Origin of the sequence: Brucella ciceri (genome assembly GCF_041930145.1) — a bacterium.
GTDB lineage: Bacteria > Pseudomonadota > Alphaproteobacteria > Rhizobiales > Rhizobiaceae > Brucella > Brucella intermedia.
In genome coordinates, this window is the sequence record NZ_JBHEEV010000001.1 from 1 (window position 1) to 17707 (window position 17707).

The following is a 17707-nucleotide window of genomic DNA, read 5'->3' on the forward strand; positions in this document are numbered from 1 at the left end:
ATCGACACGAGCGCGGTCAGCGGGAACAATAATTACGAACTCCGCTATGCGGGCACCGGTATTCCCATCGTAAGCGCTTTCTCCGGGACTATCCGGGCGCTCGTCTGGAAGCGCTGACCTTCATCAAAATCCAACCGAAAGAAACCGCGTGAACAGCGCGGGGAGGTAAACTCATGGCTGTTTTGCCCGACTATGTGACCGGGACGATAACGCTCGCCAATGGTTCAACGACCGTTAACGGCACTGGGACAATGTTCGCGACAGCGGCTTTCCGTCCCGGCGATACGCTGCAAATCCAGAACCTGACGGCAATCATTGCCAGCGTCGATAGCAATACTTCGCTGACCCTGACCGAACCATGGACTGGCACGAGCCTGACAAACGCGCCATATCGGGCTCGTTATTTGCCGGATGGCGCGCGTGTGACCGCCCAAACGACGACGCTCATTGAACTGCTCGGCAATGGTGTTCTGTCGAATATTGCGAGCGTCCCTGTGCAGGACGGCAAGTTGCTCGTTGGCAATGCGGCGGGGCAGTATGTTCCCATCGACAAGTCAGCGGTTGGCGTCCAAGACCCGAACGGCAGCCTTGGCAAGCTGGCGGCGCTGACGTTGGCGGCGAATAGAATTCTGAACACCGACGGCTCCGGCAATCTCACGCAGTCGGATATCACGGCAGCGGCGCTTGTGCTGCTCAAATTGGCCGGAACATCGGCCGCGAACAAGCTTCCGTATTTTGATGCTGCCAATTCCGCCGCTCTGGCTGACTACACCGCAGCAGCCCGTGCACTGACAAACCTCTCGGGCACGGCAGCAGCAGATATGCTCCCCTACCTTACTGGCGCAAGTGGGGCGGGTCTGACGGCTCTGACTGCTTTTGCTAGAACGCTTCTGGATGACCCGAACGCATTAACAATGGCAACGACCCTTGGAAATGTCTGGAGTTACGCCAGCAACGGTTATTGTAAGCTTTCATTCGGCGTTTACCTGATGTGGGGCGCGACCAGCAGTGCTAATTCGGATTTCCGCATCTATTTTCCAACTGCTTTTCCAATTTACTGCGCCTACGTCAACATGATTAACGTCTATGACTACGGTGGGGCTACTAACACTTACATGGCGGCATCAACTTCGAACCCTGACAAAACAGGTTTTGACGCTCGCTGTCGAGTTATCCAGAACGGCGGGTATGTGGGAGCGCAAACGAACCTCCCAATTCGTTGGTTCGCAATCGGTTGGTGAAGGACAATTTGCTATGCAAAGATATGCCGTGTTTGACAGTGATGGCCTTCCTCGTGGGTTTTATTCTGAAGATGTGCATGGTGCGAGGTTGCTGCCTGTTTATGCCGAAGCCGATGAGCAACCAGGCGAGGCCCAAGTTGTAGGTTGGAAGCCGAACCCTGATTGTAAAGTCCCTCCCGAAGCTATCGAAATCACAACCGACCAGTGGATTGAATTTCTCGATAATCAGGGGGCGAGGCGTTGGGAAAACGGACAGGTGGTTGAATATGTCCCGCCCGCTTCGCCGATTGTGACCGTTCTTCCAGCCGTCACTCTGTGGGAGCGCCTGACCGATGCCGAAGCTGAACAGGTCAACGCGGCGATGGCAACGCAGCCTTTCCGCACCCGTCAAATTTTCCTGACTGCGAACACCTTCCGCTCCGATCATGAGCTGTGGCCGCTACTCGTGCAGATGGCCACTGATCTGTTCGGGGAAGAGAGGGCGGCTGAGCTTCTCTCAGCTGCCTAGCCGACACCGAAAACTTGACGATCCGCACCGCCTTCAGGGCGGTTTTTTAATGCCCGAAAGGAAAGACCATGGATAAATCCGTGCCAGCAGGAGCGGCGCTTCTGCTCGACTTTATTGGCGGGATCGAAGCCCCTCGCGGCTATGACGTGATATACGGCAACAATCAGGACAAGTTGCCAAAGCCAATCACACAGATGACAATTGGCGAACTGGTCGACGCGCAAGCATCATTTACCAAGCGGTTCAAATCCTCGGCATCGGGCCGATACCAGTTCATGCGCGCCACGCTGCAAGACCTTTCCCGTGAGCTGGGTTTGCGTGGCACACAGAAGTTCGACGAAGACCTGCAAGACCGGCTCGGTTTCCATCTGCTGAAGCGGCGCGGCTATGACGACTATGTGGCCGGAAAGATTACCCGCACGGAGTTCGGCAAGCGTCTAGCGCAGGAATGGGCTTCATTGCCCGTGCTTGCAGCGACAAAAGGCGCTCATCGCGATTTGAAGCGAGGTCAGAGCTACTACGCTGGCGATGCTTTGAATAAGTCGCTTGTCTCCCCGGCGAAGGTCGAGGCCGTTTTGAACAAGGTCAATACAGTTGGCGCCGTTCAGCCGGCTATCGTCGTTCCCGAAGTCGTCACCGTGGAAAAACCCGTTGTGGCCGATCCGGGCGAGCTTGGAACAAAGCCGTCCAAGAGCAAGACAGTATGGACGTGGGCCGGTGCTGGCATCATGTCGGCAATCAGCGGGGCTGGATCGTTCCTTGGTGGCCTCGACTGGCGCGTCCAGCTTCTTTTCAGTGCGGCCATCATCGGATTTGCGATCTACGGCATCAAGCGTCGTGCGGATTTGTTCAAGGCCGTGAAAGACCTTAAGGCGGAAATCGGCTGATGGGCGCGCTTTGGGGACTTATCCCACCATGGGTAAAAACTGCTCTGGCTGCCGTCGTGGCGGCGCTTCTGCTTCTGACGGCTGGATATCTCGCTGGGAAGCGTGAAGGCCGTCAGCAGGCCGTTTCCGAGCAATTGCGCGAAACCGTCAAAGCCGAAAAGGAAAGGGGCAAGGACGATGAAAAACTACGCGGGCTTACGGATTATGATTTTTGTGTTCTTGCCCTTCGTCGTCGCGGGCTGTCCTTCGACCAGTGCAACGAGCTGCGCGGGGTGGAGACAGAATAACCTTTCGCCTGCTGGTCTGGTCGCTTTGACCAAAGTGGACCGGCCAGCAGCGGAACGGGTCGAGGGTAACGACGAAAACGGAAAACGGCGGGGCTGCTGGAAATGAACGGACCGTTAGACGAATTTGGCCTCAAATTATCCGTCGTGATTGCCGGGTTTGCAGGCGGTGCTCTACGCGCACTGTCCCGTAAGCGATATACTGTGCGGGAAACGATTGCTTCGCCAATTTGCGGAGCGCTCGCGGCCGGCTACCTGACCGGACCGCTTCTGCATTATTTAAATGCCGTCCATTTCCCATTGCCGCCCGATGACGGGTCAAATGCGGGGCTTCATGCCGCCGCATTTGTCGTCGGAGCCTGCGGAATGTGGATATCGGATGCCCTGTTTGAAATCGTTACCCGTCGCCTCAATCATTAACGATTCCTGCCACTGGGCATCTTCTGGCCAGCCGTTAGGCGGGCGTATGAAGCACTTAATACTGGCACGGAACGTTCCGTTTAACTATAAGGCCAGTCGATTCCGCGTCTGGCGAAAGTGTCGCGGCCAAATCAACTTTAAGAGGCTGGTATGAACAATCGCTACGGAACCCTCGCTTCCTGGGTCTATAATCTGGATAAACCTGTCGGGCGTTCTTTCGGCGATGTGGAATATTATCAGCAACGCCTTAGAGAATCCGATGGTCCGATCCTTGAGCCTGCTGTCGGCAACGGCCGTGTTCTTGTGCCGTTGCTCGAGGCAGGGTTCTCGGTAGGAGGGGTTCGATGCATCTGAAGAGATGCTTGGTTATTGCCAAGAGGAATGCAGGAAGCGCAGTCTTCCCGCGAATGTGATACGAGGGACGTTCGAAGATTTCTACTATGGCCAAGGCTTTGCAGCTATCATCATCCCAGCTGGTTCGTTTCAGTTGGTGACTGATATGAGAACTGCGACCGCTGTGCTGAGGCGGTTTTATGATCATCTGGTTCCCGGCGCGAAATTGATCATGGACCTCGATCCCATCGGGAGTTTCCTCGGCCCGACCGGTTCGGTACGACGTTGGACTACGGAAGACGGCGATCTGCTCACGCTCACAGATCATCGGGTCGAAACCGACTATGTCGCGCAGACCACACTCAGCCATCTCCGCTATGAACAATGGCGGGATGGAAACCTTGTGAAATCTGAGATTGATCTGTTCAAGTTGCGGTGGTGGGGTGTCGAAGAATTCTTGATGGCGCTCCAACGTGCGGGTTTTGTGGATGTCGTAGTGTCTGGTAACTACCAGCATGGAAGAGCGCCGCACAATGGCGACGAGATCATCAGCTTCGAGGCGCGGCGTCCCAGGTAAACCGAGATGGAGCTTTACGGCTGTGGGGCTTGAGTGCCCACATGAATGGTCGCTCGAATTCCAGCTGTTTGCTGCCCCGGAGTTCTTCAAACATCCATTTCACGAGGCTTACGACTTCGTCCTTGTTCTCACAAACGCCATAGGGCAAAGCCTGAAAGGGGCTTCGGGTGCAAACCAGTGCCCATTTCCAACTTCCCGCATTGGGGCCGAAATCGTTCCTCAAGATGCGGCAGAAATCGCCCCCGTCCGGGCCCACAAGCGACCAGAAGTGACAGCCTTAACACGAAAAGACCGCTGGAACCCTTATTCCGGCGGCCCTTACGACTCGGAATCTGAACAGATTTAGGTGACGCGTTCTCTTTTTCCCCTGGTTGCGTCTACCACTTCACGCGGAAGCCCACATTGCCCTGGAGCGAGTAGCTGTCGGCGAAGTTGTTGAGGCTGGTGTTGACGAGAGCTTCCCCGTAGATGGAGTACTTGTCATCGTTCCAGTTGTAGGAGCCGCCCAGTCCGATACCGCCCCACAGACGATCCTTCTGGTTGGCAAAGCTCACATCAGCAATATTCACACGGGTGCCTTCCAGAAACTCGTAATAGAGATTGGCAATCCCATAGACATGAGCCCGGTCCAGCATGCCGTTGGCATTTTGCCACGCGGTCTGGTGATCGAGCGTAAGGCCCAGTCGCCCCTGCAGGCTCTCACCCCGGTCGAGACCAACGGTGATATTATCCGCATCGTGGAAATCATCGAAGTCCACGGAGGAATAGACCAACTGGGCCTGTGGCGTAAGTGACCAAGCCGGATCAAGCGCGATGCGCTTACCCCCTTCGATGGACAGGGCATAGCCAAAGCCATCATTGCCTTCGATCAGAGACTGGTTACCGCCAGCATAACTCAGGTCGCTGTTATACCAGGTCGCCTGTGCCTGCGCATCAATGTAAAGGCCATTCTCGCCATACCAGGTCAGCGTTCCACCAAGGCCATAGCCATCCGTGCTGATGCGGCCGCCACCGGTCTTGGCATCATAGATCGAAGCCGTCTTAGTAAGGCCATGGGCATAATGAACGCTGATACCGCCGATCAACTTACCATTTTCATTCTCCATCAGCATGCCATCGACGCCAGCATGCAGCTTGAAGATGTTCTGGTCGTAAAAGACCTCGGTGGTCGAGCGTCCGGTCTCGATGTGATTATGCGCGCCTTCGATGCGTCCCCAGACCCCATTGCCCTCAATATGCGTGCCGGCTTCTTCCGGTGGGGCGTAAGGCGTACTGATGGCATCGGCCCCTTCGGCAATCACCTTGTTGCCATTGTCAGCCCAAACACGATTGCCAACGCGCTGCTGCAAGGTGGAAACGCCGTTCAAAGCGAGAAGTGCCTGCGGGTAGGCTTCATAGACGGGGGCACCCGCATCATAACGGGGTGTTTCCGGCTGGCCGGGTTCACCCGGCTCTTCAGGTTCCCCGGGCTGATCCGGATCGACAGGGGGCTCTTGGAGTGTCGAGCGCAGATACCAGTTTCCATCGGTCGGCGTGCTAATGCCATTGTGCTCCAGCGTGTAGGCATAGGCTCCGCCCCTGATTGCCTGCCTGTTGTCCAATGTTTCATAGTTACCAAGAAGGGTAAAATTCCCTTCCGAAGCCCCGCCAACCTCAATGATCTTGATGCCCTCCACCGTCTGCGCCCCGGTGCCACCGGCATTCGTGATCTTCACACTCGTCGAACCCGCTGTCTCGCCTGCCACAACAAGCAGATCTGTCGCAGATGCGTCATCACCCAAGACGGTATTAAAATGAACAGCGCCGCCATTTCCTGAATAATTGCCCGCGACCGTCAGAACTGTACCGGGCGTTGTATCGGTCCCCATATTGACGACACCTGCGTTCACCAGGCTCAATATGGTCTGGCTGTTGCCACGCAGATCGAGCATAGCACCACTCTGCACATCATAATCAGAATTGGGACTAAATACCTTGGTCGAACCAGCAACAAGTACAGCGCCGTCATAAACAGCTGTCCGGCCAAAATAATCGTTTCCAGCTCCAACCATTACCGTGGTTCCGGCGTAGACATCCACGGTGGTGGTTGTCGCAGTTCCACCCGTCAAAGCGGGAGCGAACTCGTAATTGCCACTCATGTCAGTATGGTTGAATACGAGACTACTCGTTCCTGAGCCAAAAGTGACTTTCGAGGTTGAGAGAATACCGGGGGCAACAGCAGGTCTGGCCTCGGCTGCGCCTACGTTCAATACACCAGTGCTGATATCATACTCGGCTATCGTAACCTCGGATGCGTTGACCGTTCCCGAATCTGAAATCGTTAGTGTGCCGTCACCACCATAACCTACATACAGAACACTAGCACCGTTCCATTGCGATCCCGCCCCGTTTACGGTTACCTCGCCAGCGCTATTGGCAGCGTAACCTATAAAGCCCCCGACATTCGACACCACGCCTCCAGTGGCGATATCCAACGAACCTTCGCGCGAGAAGCGGCCAATATAGAGATCGCCTGAGTTGGTCCATTTCGATCCGGGACCAGTCACCGTTACAACACCCGTACTACCAGTAATATTGCCTACGGCACTACTCGTACTGCTGACCACTCCTCCCCCGGTTATATTAAGCGCACCATCACCTTGATGGCCCACATATATAGCACTGGTGCCATTCCATTGTGATCCCGCGCCGTTTACGGTCACCGTGCCAGTGCTATTAGCACCGTAACCAATAAAGCTATCTACATTAGACAAAATACCGCCATCTGTTATTTCCAGCACCCCAGTACCATTAAAGCCAACATACATACCAGTACTGTTCCATTGCGCTCCGGCGCCGCTCACCGTCACTGACCCAATGCTATTAGCACCGTAACCTATATAACCCAGTGTATTCACCACGACGCCACTGGCACCAACGACTAATTCGCCGCTACCAGTGTCTCCGACCCTAAGTGACGTTCCAATGTTCCACGGTGAATTTTGGGATCCAGGCACTGTAACGATCTGCCCGCCGTCGATAACCACCTGGGCCAACGAGGAAGTCACTCCGAGCGACACCGCGCCGAAACCGTAAAGCAGAATAGCGGGCAAGGAAAATCGAATGAATTTTTTGGTAATCATTCTCATTCCTCCTATCCACGCGGGGCCCCGTTCCCGGCGCATCGCGACTGCAATATTAAATTTGCGATTTGAATTACTCATAGAATTTCCCCTCAAAATGGCTGTTTCATCATTTCCTGCTGCGCGTCGGACGAAACGGAAACCGGCAGATTTGGCTTTCCGCCCGGTATTAATCGCGGACGGTATCGAACAGCGGCACGAAATAATGGCCCTGCACATGCGTCGTACCTCCCGCACGCGCCCGCTCAAGATCGCTCACCGTTTCCACCTCCTCAACGACAACGAGAGGAGCGTAGTTTGAGGCGAAACTGACAATGTCGGCAAAGTAGTCACCACCGGTCGCGGACCGCTCCGCAGCGTGGACGAAAGACCGGTCGATATTAATGATCTCGAAGTTGATTTGCTGAATCAGACGCAGCGACGAAAGGCGCACGCCAAAGTCCATTGCAATGCGGCTGCCAAGACTGCGTGCCTCATCCTGCATGGTGGCGGCCAAGCGCACGGCCAGTTGCGGACGCGCCGCAATCTGGTCAAACAATGCGCGCCATGCGGGACGATTGACGAGGTTTTGGCCGGAGATGTTGCAACCCAAACAGAGGTCGGGTTCGCTTTCCAGGCTGTCCCGCACCAGAGCAGGGATACGCCGGTCTAAGGCGGGCGTCAGTCTGAGTCTATCCAGATAGGAGATTAGATCGACGGTCTCAATCAGTATGCCATTCTCATCGCCGACGCGAGCAAGACCTTCCCCGTAGGTGTTGTCTTTCGGATTAGTTGTGCGATAGATGCCTCCGGCAGCTAGCAATATCCGGTCTTGCGCCGCGGCATCCGCGACCAACGTAGTATGGAACCTGCAGACAGGTTTTCGAACAGACGGCACCGCAATAGCCTCTTCGTTCAGATCACAATACCAGTGTCCCCCGTCATTTCAGAGATCATCCCAGCCTTCATTCATGAGGAACGCTTTATTTGGCGCACTTCAATCACGTCGGCATGCAAGCTGTACGGTAAAATAATCGATCTTGTGTAATAACAACAATATAGTGTTTCTGCCATCGTCATAAGGACACGGCGAAGTCTCTATTTAAGGAAACTCTAATATAAATCGGCATTTTTGGCAAGCTAAACAAAAAAGAGCCCAGCGCCCGTTTCGTGGTGGTTAGCCCTATAAGTCATGGTTCGGTATTCGTTTGAAGATTTCTGGTTTTCTTTCACTGAGTGGATCGCAGAAAGAACGCCCTGCCGCGTCCACGGAAACATCAGACAGCAATCAGATGGCCGAGTACTCGACATTATCGAACTGGCAGAAAAGGCTGGTTGGACGACCTTAGCGGCCCCATCTGGCATAACGCGGTTCTCTTGTGTGGTGACCCACCACCGTCCGATTCACCGATTTTCGCTCGGTAATGCGATCAATTATTGCGCGCTCGTAACGACTGCATCGCTTATCCGCGAGGGCTGACTTGCTGGTGAAGCGAACCGGCGGCCAGATCTCGGCATAAATGATCTGATGCAAGCAGATTTTGTTTTGAACATTCGTGGGCTGAAGGAGGTCAACTCATACCTTGGTGGCCGGAAACACTTTTGTATGCGACAAATAAATATCATCCTTGTTGCTCGCTCCTCCTCTTCGAAGTACTTCGAACGAATTAAGGGGTTGCTTTCGGCAAATAATGTTACTGAATGGCGAGAATTTTCTTGACGGGAGAACGGTTGCTCCATTGGCAATATAACCGCACAGACCCGAAATTTTGATCGGGAGCTCCGATTTCTTAACTCGACCATAACGCTAAAATTATCCCAAGGAATGACAGTCAAACACAATACCTTTGAATTCGCAGATTGCAGCGGACAGTTTGCTAAAGCTGGTCAAAGAGAGACTTCATCGCAATTCGACTTCTTGGGTGTGCCCTGGGTGCAAAACCGCTTTTGTTCGCGTCACGTTCTGCATACGTCCACAAGCGTTCGACCAACTGGAACCGCGTAAATTAGCAGTTCTAAGCTTTCCCGATTGCGTTGCCTGAGTAGAGGTCACAAAGTGGGGCAGGCGCATGAAAAAACATAATGTTTTTAACGCATGCTTTTCTGTCCCACTTTTCTGCAAGTCATTGAAAAGGCCGGAAATCCGTAGAACCTCCGGGACTCACAAGCAAGCTAGCTATCATCTGATTTTTGGGTGCTTATTTTAAGTAATTCATCTTGGTGCCTTTGATGCTTAAAGTACCAGAAACTAAATCCTAAAGTAGCCATTATGCATCCGAACCCGAACGAAATTAAAAGAATAATGTTTTGAGAGTCTAGGCTTTTGGCTGTAATATTGGCGTTACTGATTTTCTCATTGATTTCATTAAATCGTTGCTTTATAGATTTGAGAGTTTTCTCACTCTCGGCTTTGGTGACTTTTAATTGCTCGACTCGTGATTCAATTCTGGCAAATTCAGCCGAACCGGGATCGGGGCGTTGTGCTGGATCTTTAAGTTGGCGATGCAACATACTGGCTTCATTGTCCGCGCCTTTAACCTCTCCCTCCAGGATTTCAGCTTGAGATCTTAATGATTGCATCTCAAATTCAGCGGTTAAGACGGCTACTTGGATTTTCCTGGTGTTCTCTATGTACGTCCACGCGCTGAAAATAATCAGCGCAACCCCCAAAAACGTAATAAATTTGTAGAGGTTGTCAGTAGGTGGATTTTGCAGCAATGAAGCCCCCTTCGCTCGATGTGTCCAATTAGTAGCGTATAGCGCCGTATATACCAGTGAAAATCGAGCCCGCTTGGTTCCAACTTTCAATCATAATAAGCTGAGAAAAGGTGAGCTGAAGTTGGAACGTTTTTTGATTTCGCAGGCTTTCTTCCCGCCTTCTAAGCCGGTGCTGGCGGGTTCGTGTCATTCGTGGTAGGTTCATGATGCTGTGAACTGCAGCCGATTTGGGCAAATATTTTGTGTATATAGTTGTGCATATCCTTGAAAAAGGCCTCTTCTGTTAAGGCTTATATTTCAAGTAGATAATCATATTAGATCGAGTGACACCCCCTCCGCCATTTTCATCGAATTCAATAAGTATCAGCGGTATTCGGTTGCAAGGGTGCGCGCGTTGCGGGCTACGACGCCCGTATTGAAAGCCTCCCTCCTTCTCGGTCCCAAGGACGGCCGAGCTTGTGCAACTGTGGAAGGCCACGGTGCCACCAAGCTGCAATCCTTGCAAAAGCGGACTCAAATATACTACAAAGTCCCATTGGTGTTCATGCCAATAAAAATCATGAACATTATCACTATGACGACCCCGAATAATGCAAGGGATTGGAGAATAGAGAATGTATCAATTTCCATATTCATTAATCCTAAAATATAATATTGTATAGACTGGCATAAAATTACTTGACACGCCAGAAGATGATTCTCGATTGGAGAGGTACGCTTTTTTATTGCGCTAATACTCGAGATTACTTTCGCTCAGGGGTGCGAAAATGAGAAGGGCGCGACAGGTTTCGCGCCCGGAGCGGTGCTCAAGAAGCTTCTTCTTCGATCACATTCTGTGCGACCTGTTCGATGCCGCCATTGAAGCGTTCGGCGGCCAGCAGTCCGAGCCATACGGCGATGAGGCATAGCACGACCGAAAAACCGATATTGAACAATGCCTTGCCCGGTTGGCCAGCCCGGAGGAGGTCCATTGTCTGCAAGCTGAATGACGAGAAAGTGGTGAAGCCACCGCACACGCCGACCATGAAGGCGATGCGCCAGATTTCCGGGATGGGAAAGCGGCCTTGTTCCAGCGTCAATGCGCCGAAGAACGAGATTGCAAACGAACCGATAATATTGACGACGATAGTGCCCCAGGGAAGCTCACGACTTACGGGGAGCATCAAGAGGGCCAGCCAGTATCGCGCGACGCTTCCGATCGCTCCGCCGAGCGCTACAACGAGGGTAGCTTGCATTGTTCTGTGTCCATTCAATAATGGATAGAGGCTTCGCCGTCTGCTTCCGGAAGCTTGATAAGTATCCTGCTTCACGAGGCACTGCGACGCGCTCTTCTCCTGTTTCAATTCAAGCAGGAGTCATCAGCCAATTGCTGGCAGTTTCGGGAGAACCCCATTCCCATCACGTATGGCAAAGGCCATGGGGGATTTATACTGAAAACCGAGACCGCCCGTCAATCTGACGGGCGCGGCTCCATCGCCCGTGCCGATCACAAAACGGTAATCAGTTGAGAGCGCCGCCTTTGCGCCGACCCAGACGGCGTCTTGCGGCGTCGCTTGCGCGATAAATGAATGAAGCGGGTGCGGGCAAGGTGCGACGCATGAAGGCGACCTTGCGCAAATAGTTTTCGATTTTCCAGGTAGCCCATGTGCCACCGCGGAAATAGGCGACGTCGCCCGCCCGCAAGATGCGGGTGCCGCCGTCCGCATCGGTGACGTGGACTTCGCCTTCAAGGATATAGACGGTTTCGTCCCAGCCGAAATACCAGCGGAAGGTGCCTGCGGTGCAATCCCATATAGCGGTATAGGCGGCGCCGTCCGCGCTTGCCGATTGCTCGCTGGAACGGGCCTGCGGATTGCCATCCAGCACCCAGTCGGGATTGATCGGCGCGGGCTTCAACTCCATTTCCATTGCATTGTCGGAGACGACGGCGGGCCCCTGGGGCGCAACGAAGACCCTTGGCATTGTCCGAGCTACAGCAAGGACGGCACTCGCAAACATCAATTTCCAAGCCATGATTTCCCCCGATTGGCTGCCACCCATCAGATAGCGGCTAATCGTCAGAAATCGGTTAAGGTGCGGGGCGAAATCGGCCGCCCGTGCAACTAATGCGATAGGCGCGGGCGGCAGAGTTTCCATATCAGTGGCACTGCGAGAATTGCGATGGCCCCGACGCCTGCGAAGAACGGTCCATATCCGAAATATTGCGCCACGTAGCCCGATGCGACGCCGCCCGCCATGCTGATGAGAGCATCCATGCACTGGAACAGGGTGAAGTCCACCCCGGCCTGTCTCGGGTCCGACCAGTGCATGAACTGCGCATAAAGCGCGACGAAACCAAGTGCCACAACGCCGGAGGAACTCGCCACTGCAACCGCAATGAGCACGACGCCTGCATTCTTGTCCGAGGAATGGAGAGCAAAGAACAGGAAGCAGAAAGCCTGCAGCAGCAGGGCCGCGACCAGAATGCCGCGAACGCCGAAAGCGCGAACCAGCCAGCCACCGGCCAGCGCCGCCGCAAGGCCGATGAACATGCTGCCTGCTCCGTTCAGAATGCCGACTGTGGTGAGGTCAAGCCCTGCATCGATGAGAAACGGGCCGAGCATTGCCAGTCCGGCCTTTTGTGCGATCACATAGACCGCAGCCGCCGCAAGGCCGCGTCTCATCTCCGGTCGCCGCCATGCGGCCAGCAGGGAAGGGGTGTGAGGGCGATCCTCGACCCTGTCTCGGCCGCGCGAAAAGACCGCGAAAGGAAGGCCCAGCAGCACGAGGACTGCGGCCATGGTCCAGATGGCGACCTGCCAGCCCGCTTTGTCCACGAGGATCAGAAAGGCACCGGCGCCGATGGCCGACCCGAGATAGGCGCCGCCGACCTGCGCTGCATTGCCCCAACCGTAGTTTTCGGGCGACAGGCTTTGCACGGCATAGCCGTCACAGGCGATGTCCACGGTGGCCGTGGCAAAGGCGACGACGGCCAGGATCGCAAGCAGCAGATAGACCTGTCCCGGATCGACAAAGCCGATGACAAGGAGGCAGAGAACGGACAGAAAGCCGCCGCCGAGAATAATGGTGGCGGTGCGGGTTTTGCCCGCCGGAGGCAGCCGGAAACGCTCTACCGCGGGCGCCCAGAGAAACTTGAGCGCCCAGGGCAGAATGATGAGCGAAACGAGGCCGATCTGGTCGAGCGATACGCCATTGTCGCGCATGATCGCTGGCAAACCCGTCCACGTCATGCCGCCAATGACACTCTGGGCGATGTAGAGGCCGCCGATCGTCGCAAACACGGCGACCGGCGAGGGTGCTTTGTCCATCCGCTCCATTTGGGCCATCAGAAGCGGTAGCGGAGGCTGCCGAACATCTGGCGGCCTTCCTGCTGATAGCAATAGCCTGCCGTGCAGACCGGGTCGCGATTGTCGAAGATGTTCTTGGCGTTGACCTGCAACAGAACGCCTTCAAGCTTCGGATCCTGATAACCGAAATCATAGGAAACGGCGGCATCGACCATGATGCGGGATTCGTTCTTGAAGCTGTTCAGATCGTCTCCATAGCTGGAGCTGACGTAACGAATGCCGGAACCGAGGCCGAGACCGGCAAGCACGCCGTTCTCGATCTTGTAGTTGCCCCAGAGCGACAGGACATCGTTCGGCGTGCCGGAGAGTTCGTTGCCGACGGTGCCTTCCGCGCCCTTGTCGATCTTGACCCGCAAGTGGGTGTAGGAAGCGATGATGCCGATGCCGTTATCGAGCGTGGCATTGGCTTCAAGCTCGAAACCGCGCGAATTCAGATCGAGCTGGCGCTGCTTGTTCATGCCCGAAGACGCATCGAGCACGATGCCGTCCTTCTGGTCGATGTCGAACAATGAAGCGCTGATGACGGCGTTATAACCGGGAATTTCGTATTTGACGCCGATTTCCTTCTGGCGACCGATGGTCGGATTGGCGACGTGCCTGTCATCGCTCGCGACGTCATCGTAAACGAAGCCGATATTGGGAGAGAAGGAGGTCGAATAGTTGACGTAGGGGATGAGCCCCCATTCGGTCTTGTAAGCCACGCCGACGCGTCCCGAGAACGCGCTGTCGTTCTGCCTGGTATCGGTATAGTCGACATCCGTGGTCGTGGACTTCACCCAGTCATAACGGCCACTGCCGAACACGGTGAGGTTATCCCACTCGATCTGGTCATGCGCGTAGATGCCGACCTGATTCATCTTCTGGGCGCCGTTGAACGGAACGTCCATTGCGCGAATGTCTTCAATCGACACGTAGGACAGGCCGCTATAGGCCTTGTAGTCCGACCAGGCATAGTCGATGCCAGCGATTGCCTTGTGGGTCAGCGCTCCGGTTTCAAAATCGAACTGCGCCATCGTGTCGACAACGAAGTTCTTCATGCGCTCCTTGTAGTGGCCCCAGTAGCGGGCGAGATCGGCGGTGCCTTCCTGCGGATAATGGCCGCTATATTCAAGGTCGGCATCGACATCGCTGTAGCGGACATTCTGGCGAACGGTCAGCAGATCGTTGAAACGATGCTCGAATTCGTAGCCAACGCGGCCCTGTTTCTGCACGAAATCATTATAGTTCGGATCGCCTTCGTAGAGGTTGGAAACCTCGCCATAGGACGGATTGTAGAACGCAGCCGTGCCCCCGGTCACCGAGCGGGAAAACTCGCTGAGGAATGTAAAGCGCGTGTCTTCATCCGGCTTTATGGTGAATGACGGGGCAATGTAATATTTGTCGTCCGGATAGCCGGGTAGTTCGGTATCGCTAATGCGGCCAAGGCCGGTAATGCGATAGAGGAATGTTTTGTCTTCATTGGCCGGGCCGGACAGGTCGAAAGCGGCCTGATAGCGATTGTGGCTGCCGAACAGCAACTCGACCTCCCGGAATTCTTCTTCCTTCGGGCGCTTGGTGACGACGTTGACGATACCGCCGGGGCCACTCACGCCATAGAGGGAGGAAGCCGGACCCTTCAGCACGGTAATGCCCTCGATGCCGTATGGCTCGGTTTTCAGCCACGCAGACGGGCCGTTGATGATGCGCAGGCCATCGCGGAACATGCCTGTGTAATAGGCCGGAAAACCCCGCAGATAGAACGCGTCATACCGTGTGTCGAAGCCGAAATTGTTTGGATTGGCGCTCGCCGTATAGCTCAACGCATCGTTGAGCGTAACAGGCTTCTGGTCTTCCATCTGGCGCTGGGTGATGACCGAAATGGACTGCGGAATCCTGACGATATCCGTGTCGATCTTGGTGCCTTCACGATCTCTCTTGGCGACATAACCGTCCTGAACGAGCGTGTCGTTGCTCTGCGACTGGATCGTAACCGTGTCCAGAACAAGCGGTTGCGCGCTGTCCTGCGCCAGCGAAATCGCAGTGGAAGCAAGAAGGGTGGAGCAGGTCAAAGCCAGGTTCAGCCGACCGTGACGGGAATTGAAGCGCATGCGGGTCCCTCGGTTCATAAGCCTGTCGCGAGAGTTCCCCGTCTCGTGACATTAAATAGGAGTGTGCTACTCAACTATAAAATGGAGTAAGAGAGTCAACAATTATTAGGGGGCAATCGAAGGGTAAGGGTGAGGTCAGGCTTGCGGCTGCGATCTATCTGCAACACTTTGCCCACGCTGCCGCAACCCTGTATGGCGGGCGTGAAGCAGCTTGCGAACAAGGGTTGTGCCAGGCGCTTGGAAGAGGTCAGCCGATCTCGCGGGATGCGGTCGGCGTGTGATAATAAAGCGGGAAGATCAGGCCGTAGGGAATGGTCACGACATCGGCCATCTGGTCGTCGGTAGGGCGATCATCGCTCATGCTATCGCGGTCCGTGTGACCGGCATCGATATCCAGCTCCGACAGTACGACGATGATCGTGCTCCAGAGCAGGAATGGAAGCAGGGCGATGGCGATATAGATATAGCTCGTGTCCATGCTGCGATGGTGAGCTACGAAGTCTTCTTCATCAAGGAACAGACTTCTCAAGTTCGGCCGCTTTGCAGTCGGATTTTGCTTTTGCCGTGGGCGCCACCGGAATTGCTCCGGTGGCGAAAATCATGCGGAGACGATTGCGTCGTTGGGGGCGGGCAGTTCAAACAGCCGGGCGCCGTTCTCGGTGCCCTTTTCCTCATAGCCGATGATCCGGAACCATTTCACAATGTCGGAACGGTCGAGCCAGCTTCGCGAGTGGACAGGCAGATCGCCCGCCAGCGCCTGAATCTGCCGGATATGCTGCTTGCAGAAGCGCACGGTGTTGCGGTTGAAGAATTCTTCCTTCGCGGCGAAAAGCGTGTCCGTCGCGCCATCCGCTTCGTGCCACGCGATGATTGCCACCACCTTGTCGTCTTGCAGCAAGGCATGTGCACGACCTTCCCGCAGGTTCATCATCAGGTTGTCATAGGCGGCTTTGGTATCCTTGCCGGCGGCGATATATTCGATCGCCATGCGCCTCGAAAGGTCATGAAAAACGCTTTCAAGATCACCGACAGTCGCTGTGCGTGCCTTCATTTTTCTGACCTCCCTTCGTTTCACTCCCGTCGTGCGCAAACCACGACGGCCCATAATGACCTCTTTCGGCCACCGCTTTCAACGTGAAAAGCCGGGGCCGGTTCCGGTCGGGCGAGGCGAATTATCCCTGCGGAAGCGGGCTCAAGGGCGTTGCCGGGCAATATCGGCGGGCAAATCCTGCAATCACGTGCCTGCAATCACGTGATTGTGAAAACGAGGTGCAAAACCGCCAAGGCAAGCGGATTTCCGGTCGTTCTGCGGGGCTTTTCCGAATGCGCTAAAGCCCCGGTTTTATAGAGACCTGGGGATGTTTATGCACAACTAGGGTACAAGATATTTGAACTATTCTGAAGGTATGTGTATCCAGCGTATATGTTTCTCGTCTGCGTATCGTGGAATTTCTCGGAAACACTCAAAAAGTCTTACCCACCAGATCGGCAGGAAACGACAATGACCGACCTCCCCGGATATCCGAGTCGTCGCAGTTTTCTGAAAGCCTCCGCAGCAAGTGTGATGCTTTCAGGGCTCACTGTCTCAGCAAAAGCGGAACCGCAAACTCCCCCGGTTCCACTCGAACAATATGAACGCCAATATTTCAATGAAGTCGAATGGGCTTTCGTTCTTGCAGCCACGGCGAGACTGATTCCGTCCGAAGGCGACGGCCCCGGCGCTATCGAAGCCCGTGTTCCCGTATTCATCGATCTCCAGCTCGCCGGCGATTTCGGTCGCGCGGATGACTGGTACATGGTCGGACCCCACGATCCGTCCGCAGATCCGACGCGTGGCTGGCAGACACCGCTGAACCCTGCGCAGATTTACCGTCAGGGCATTCCTGCATTCAACGCATGGTGCGAGCAGAAGTACGGCGCGGCTTTCTCCGCCCTGACTGCGGAACAGCAGGATGCGGCGCTGACCTCGCTGCAAAAAGGGGAGGTCGGCCTTCAACCTGAACTGCGCGACTTCTTCACGCTTCTTTTGCAGAACACCAAGGAAGGCTATTTCGCCGATCCGATGTATGGCGGCAATCACGGCATGCAGGCGTGGAGCTATATCGGCTTCCCCGGTGCGCGCGGCAGCTACAAGGAATGGGTCGAACGCTACAATGTTCGCTACCCGCTGGGCCCGGTCTCGATCAAGGGCGAAAGGGCTTAAC

At 54.9% G+C, this 17707-nt stretch carries 16 protein-coding genes and 1 riboswitch; of the genes, 7 read left to right on the forward strand and 9 right to left on the reverse strand.

The features are described from left to right. The first annotated feature begins 173 nt into the window (after positions 1-173). From JNC63_RS00005 to JNC63_RS00030, 6 genes are all read left to right on the forward strand, one after another. Positions 174-1241: a gp53-like domain-containing protein gene (locus JNC63_RS00005; protein ID WP_374846091.1), complete on the forward strand. Its 1068-nt coding sequence runs from the start codon at positions 174-176 to the stop codon at positions 1239-1241. Positions 1242-1254: 13 nt separating this feature from the next. Continuing rightward, positions 1255-1749, forward strand: coding sequence for a hypothetical protein (locus JNC63_RS00010; protein ID WP_318264580.1), 495 nt, complete (start codon positions 1255-1257; stop codon positions 1747-1749). A 68-nt stretch (positions 1750-1817) separates the two neighbouring features. Beyond that, positions 1818-2636: a lysozyme family protein gene (locus tag JNC63_RS00015; RefSeq protein ID WP_374846092.1), complete on the forward strand. Its 819-nt coding sequence runs from the start codon at positions 1818-1820 to the stop codon at positions 2634-2636. After that, positions 2636-2923, forward strand: coding sequence for a hypothetical protein (locus JNC63_RS00020; RefSeq protein ID WP_374846093.1), 288 nt, complete (start codon positions 2636-2638; stop codon positions 2921-2923). The genes JNC63_RS00015 and JNC63_RS00020 overlap by 1 nt, the downstream gene beginning before the upstream one ends. 567 nt (positions 2924-3490) lie before the next feature. Next, positions 3491-3694, forward strand: coding sequence for a hypothetical protein (locus tag JNC63_RS00025; protein WP_374846094.1), 204 nt, complete (start codon positions 3491-3493; stop codon positions 3692-3694). Positions 3695-3839: 145 nt separating this feature from the next. After that, the gene (locus JNC63_RS00030; protein WP_374846095.1) at positions 3840-4250 is read left to right on the forward strand and encodes a hypothetical protein; all 411 of its coding nucleotides are present in this window, start codon (positions 3840-3842) and stop codon (positions 4248-4250) included. A gap of 377 nt (positions 4251-4627) precedes the next feature. On the opposite strand, the gene JNC63_RS00035 is transcribed toward JNC63_RS00030, so the two are convergent. The 9 genes from JNC63_RS00035 to JNC63_RS00075 form a co-directional block, all read right to left on the reverse strand. Beyond that, on the reverse strand, positions 4628-7453 hold the full coding sequence (locus JNC63_RS00035) for an autotransporter family protein (protein WP_374846096.1): 2826 nt from the start codon (positions 7451-7453) through the stop codon (positions 4628-4630). A gap of 88 nt (positions 7454-7541) precedes the next feature. Further along, complete coding sequence (locus JNC63_RS00040; RefSeq protein WP_374846097.1) at positions 7542-8207, reverse strand: EAL domain-containing protein; 666 nt, start codon at positions 8205-8207, stop codon at positions 7542-7544. A gap of 1316 nt (positions 8208-9523) precedes the next feature. After that, positions 9524-10069, reverse strand: a complete 546-nt coding sequence (locus tag JNC63_RS00045) for a hypothetical protein (protein ID WP_151654590.1) — start codon at positions 10067-10069, stop codon at positions 9524-9526. Between the two features lie 806 nt (positions 10070-10875). After that, complete coding sequence (gene crcB, locus JNC63_RS00050) at positions 10876-11304, reverse strand: fluoride efflux transporter CrcB (RefSeq protein WP_006471356.1); 429 nt, start codon at positions 11302-11304, stop codon at positions 10876-10878. Positions 11305-11411: 107 nt separating this feature from the next. Beyond that, positions 11412-11475, reverse strand: a riboswitch (Fluoride riboswitch). 94 nt (positions 11476-11569) lie between these two features. Then, positions 11570-12082 (reverse strand): cupin domain-containing protein, encoded by a 513-nt coding sequence (locus tag JNC63_RS00055; RefSeq protein ID WP_031346368.1) that lies wholly within the window; start codon positions 12080-12082, stop codon positions 11570-11572. Between the two features lie 89 nt (positions 12083-12171). Beyond that, positions 12172-13377, reverse strand: coding sequence for an MFS transporter (locus JNC63_RS00060; protein WP_006471354.1), 1206 nt, complete (start codon positions 13375-13377; stop codon positions 12172-12174). A 17-nt stretch (positions 13378-13394) separates the two neighbouring features. Then, positions 13395-15503, reverse strand: a complete 2109-nt coding sequence (locus JNC63_RS00065; protein WP_006471353.1) for a TonB-dependent siderophore receptor — start codon at positions 15501-15503, stop codon at positions 13395-13397. Positions 15504-15750: 247 nt separating this feature from the next. Next, positions 15751-16032, reverse strand: coding sequence for a hypothetical protein (locus tag JNC63_RS00070; protein WP_245670706.1), 282 nt, complete (start codon positions 16030-16032; stop codon positions 15751-15753). Positions 16033-16101: 69 nt separating this feature from the next. After that, positions 16102-16554, reverse strand: a complete 453-nt coding sequence (locus JNC63_RS00075) for a hypothetical protein (RefSeq protein ID WP_006471351.1) — start codon at positions 16552-16554, stop codon at positions 16102-16104. Between the two features lie 450 nt (positions 16555-17004). Here JNC63_RS00075 and JNC63_RS00080 point away from each other — a divergent pair, with 450 nt between their 5' ends. Next, entirely contained in the window at positions 17005-17706 is a 702-nt protein-coding gene (locus tag JNC63_RS00080) for a gluconate 2-dehydrogenase subunit 3 family protein (protein WP_374846098.1), read from the forward strand. Position 17707: the final 1 nt, after the last annotated feature.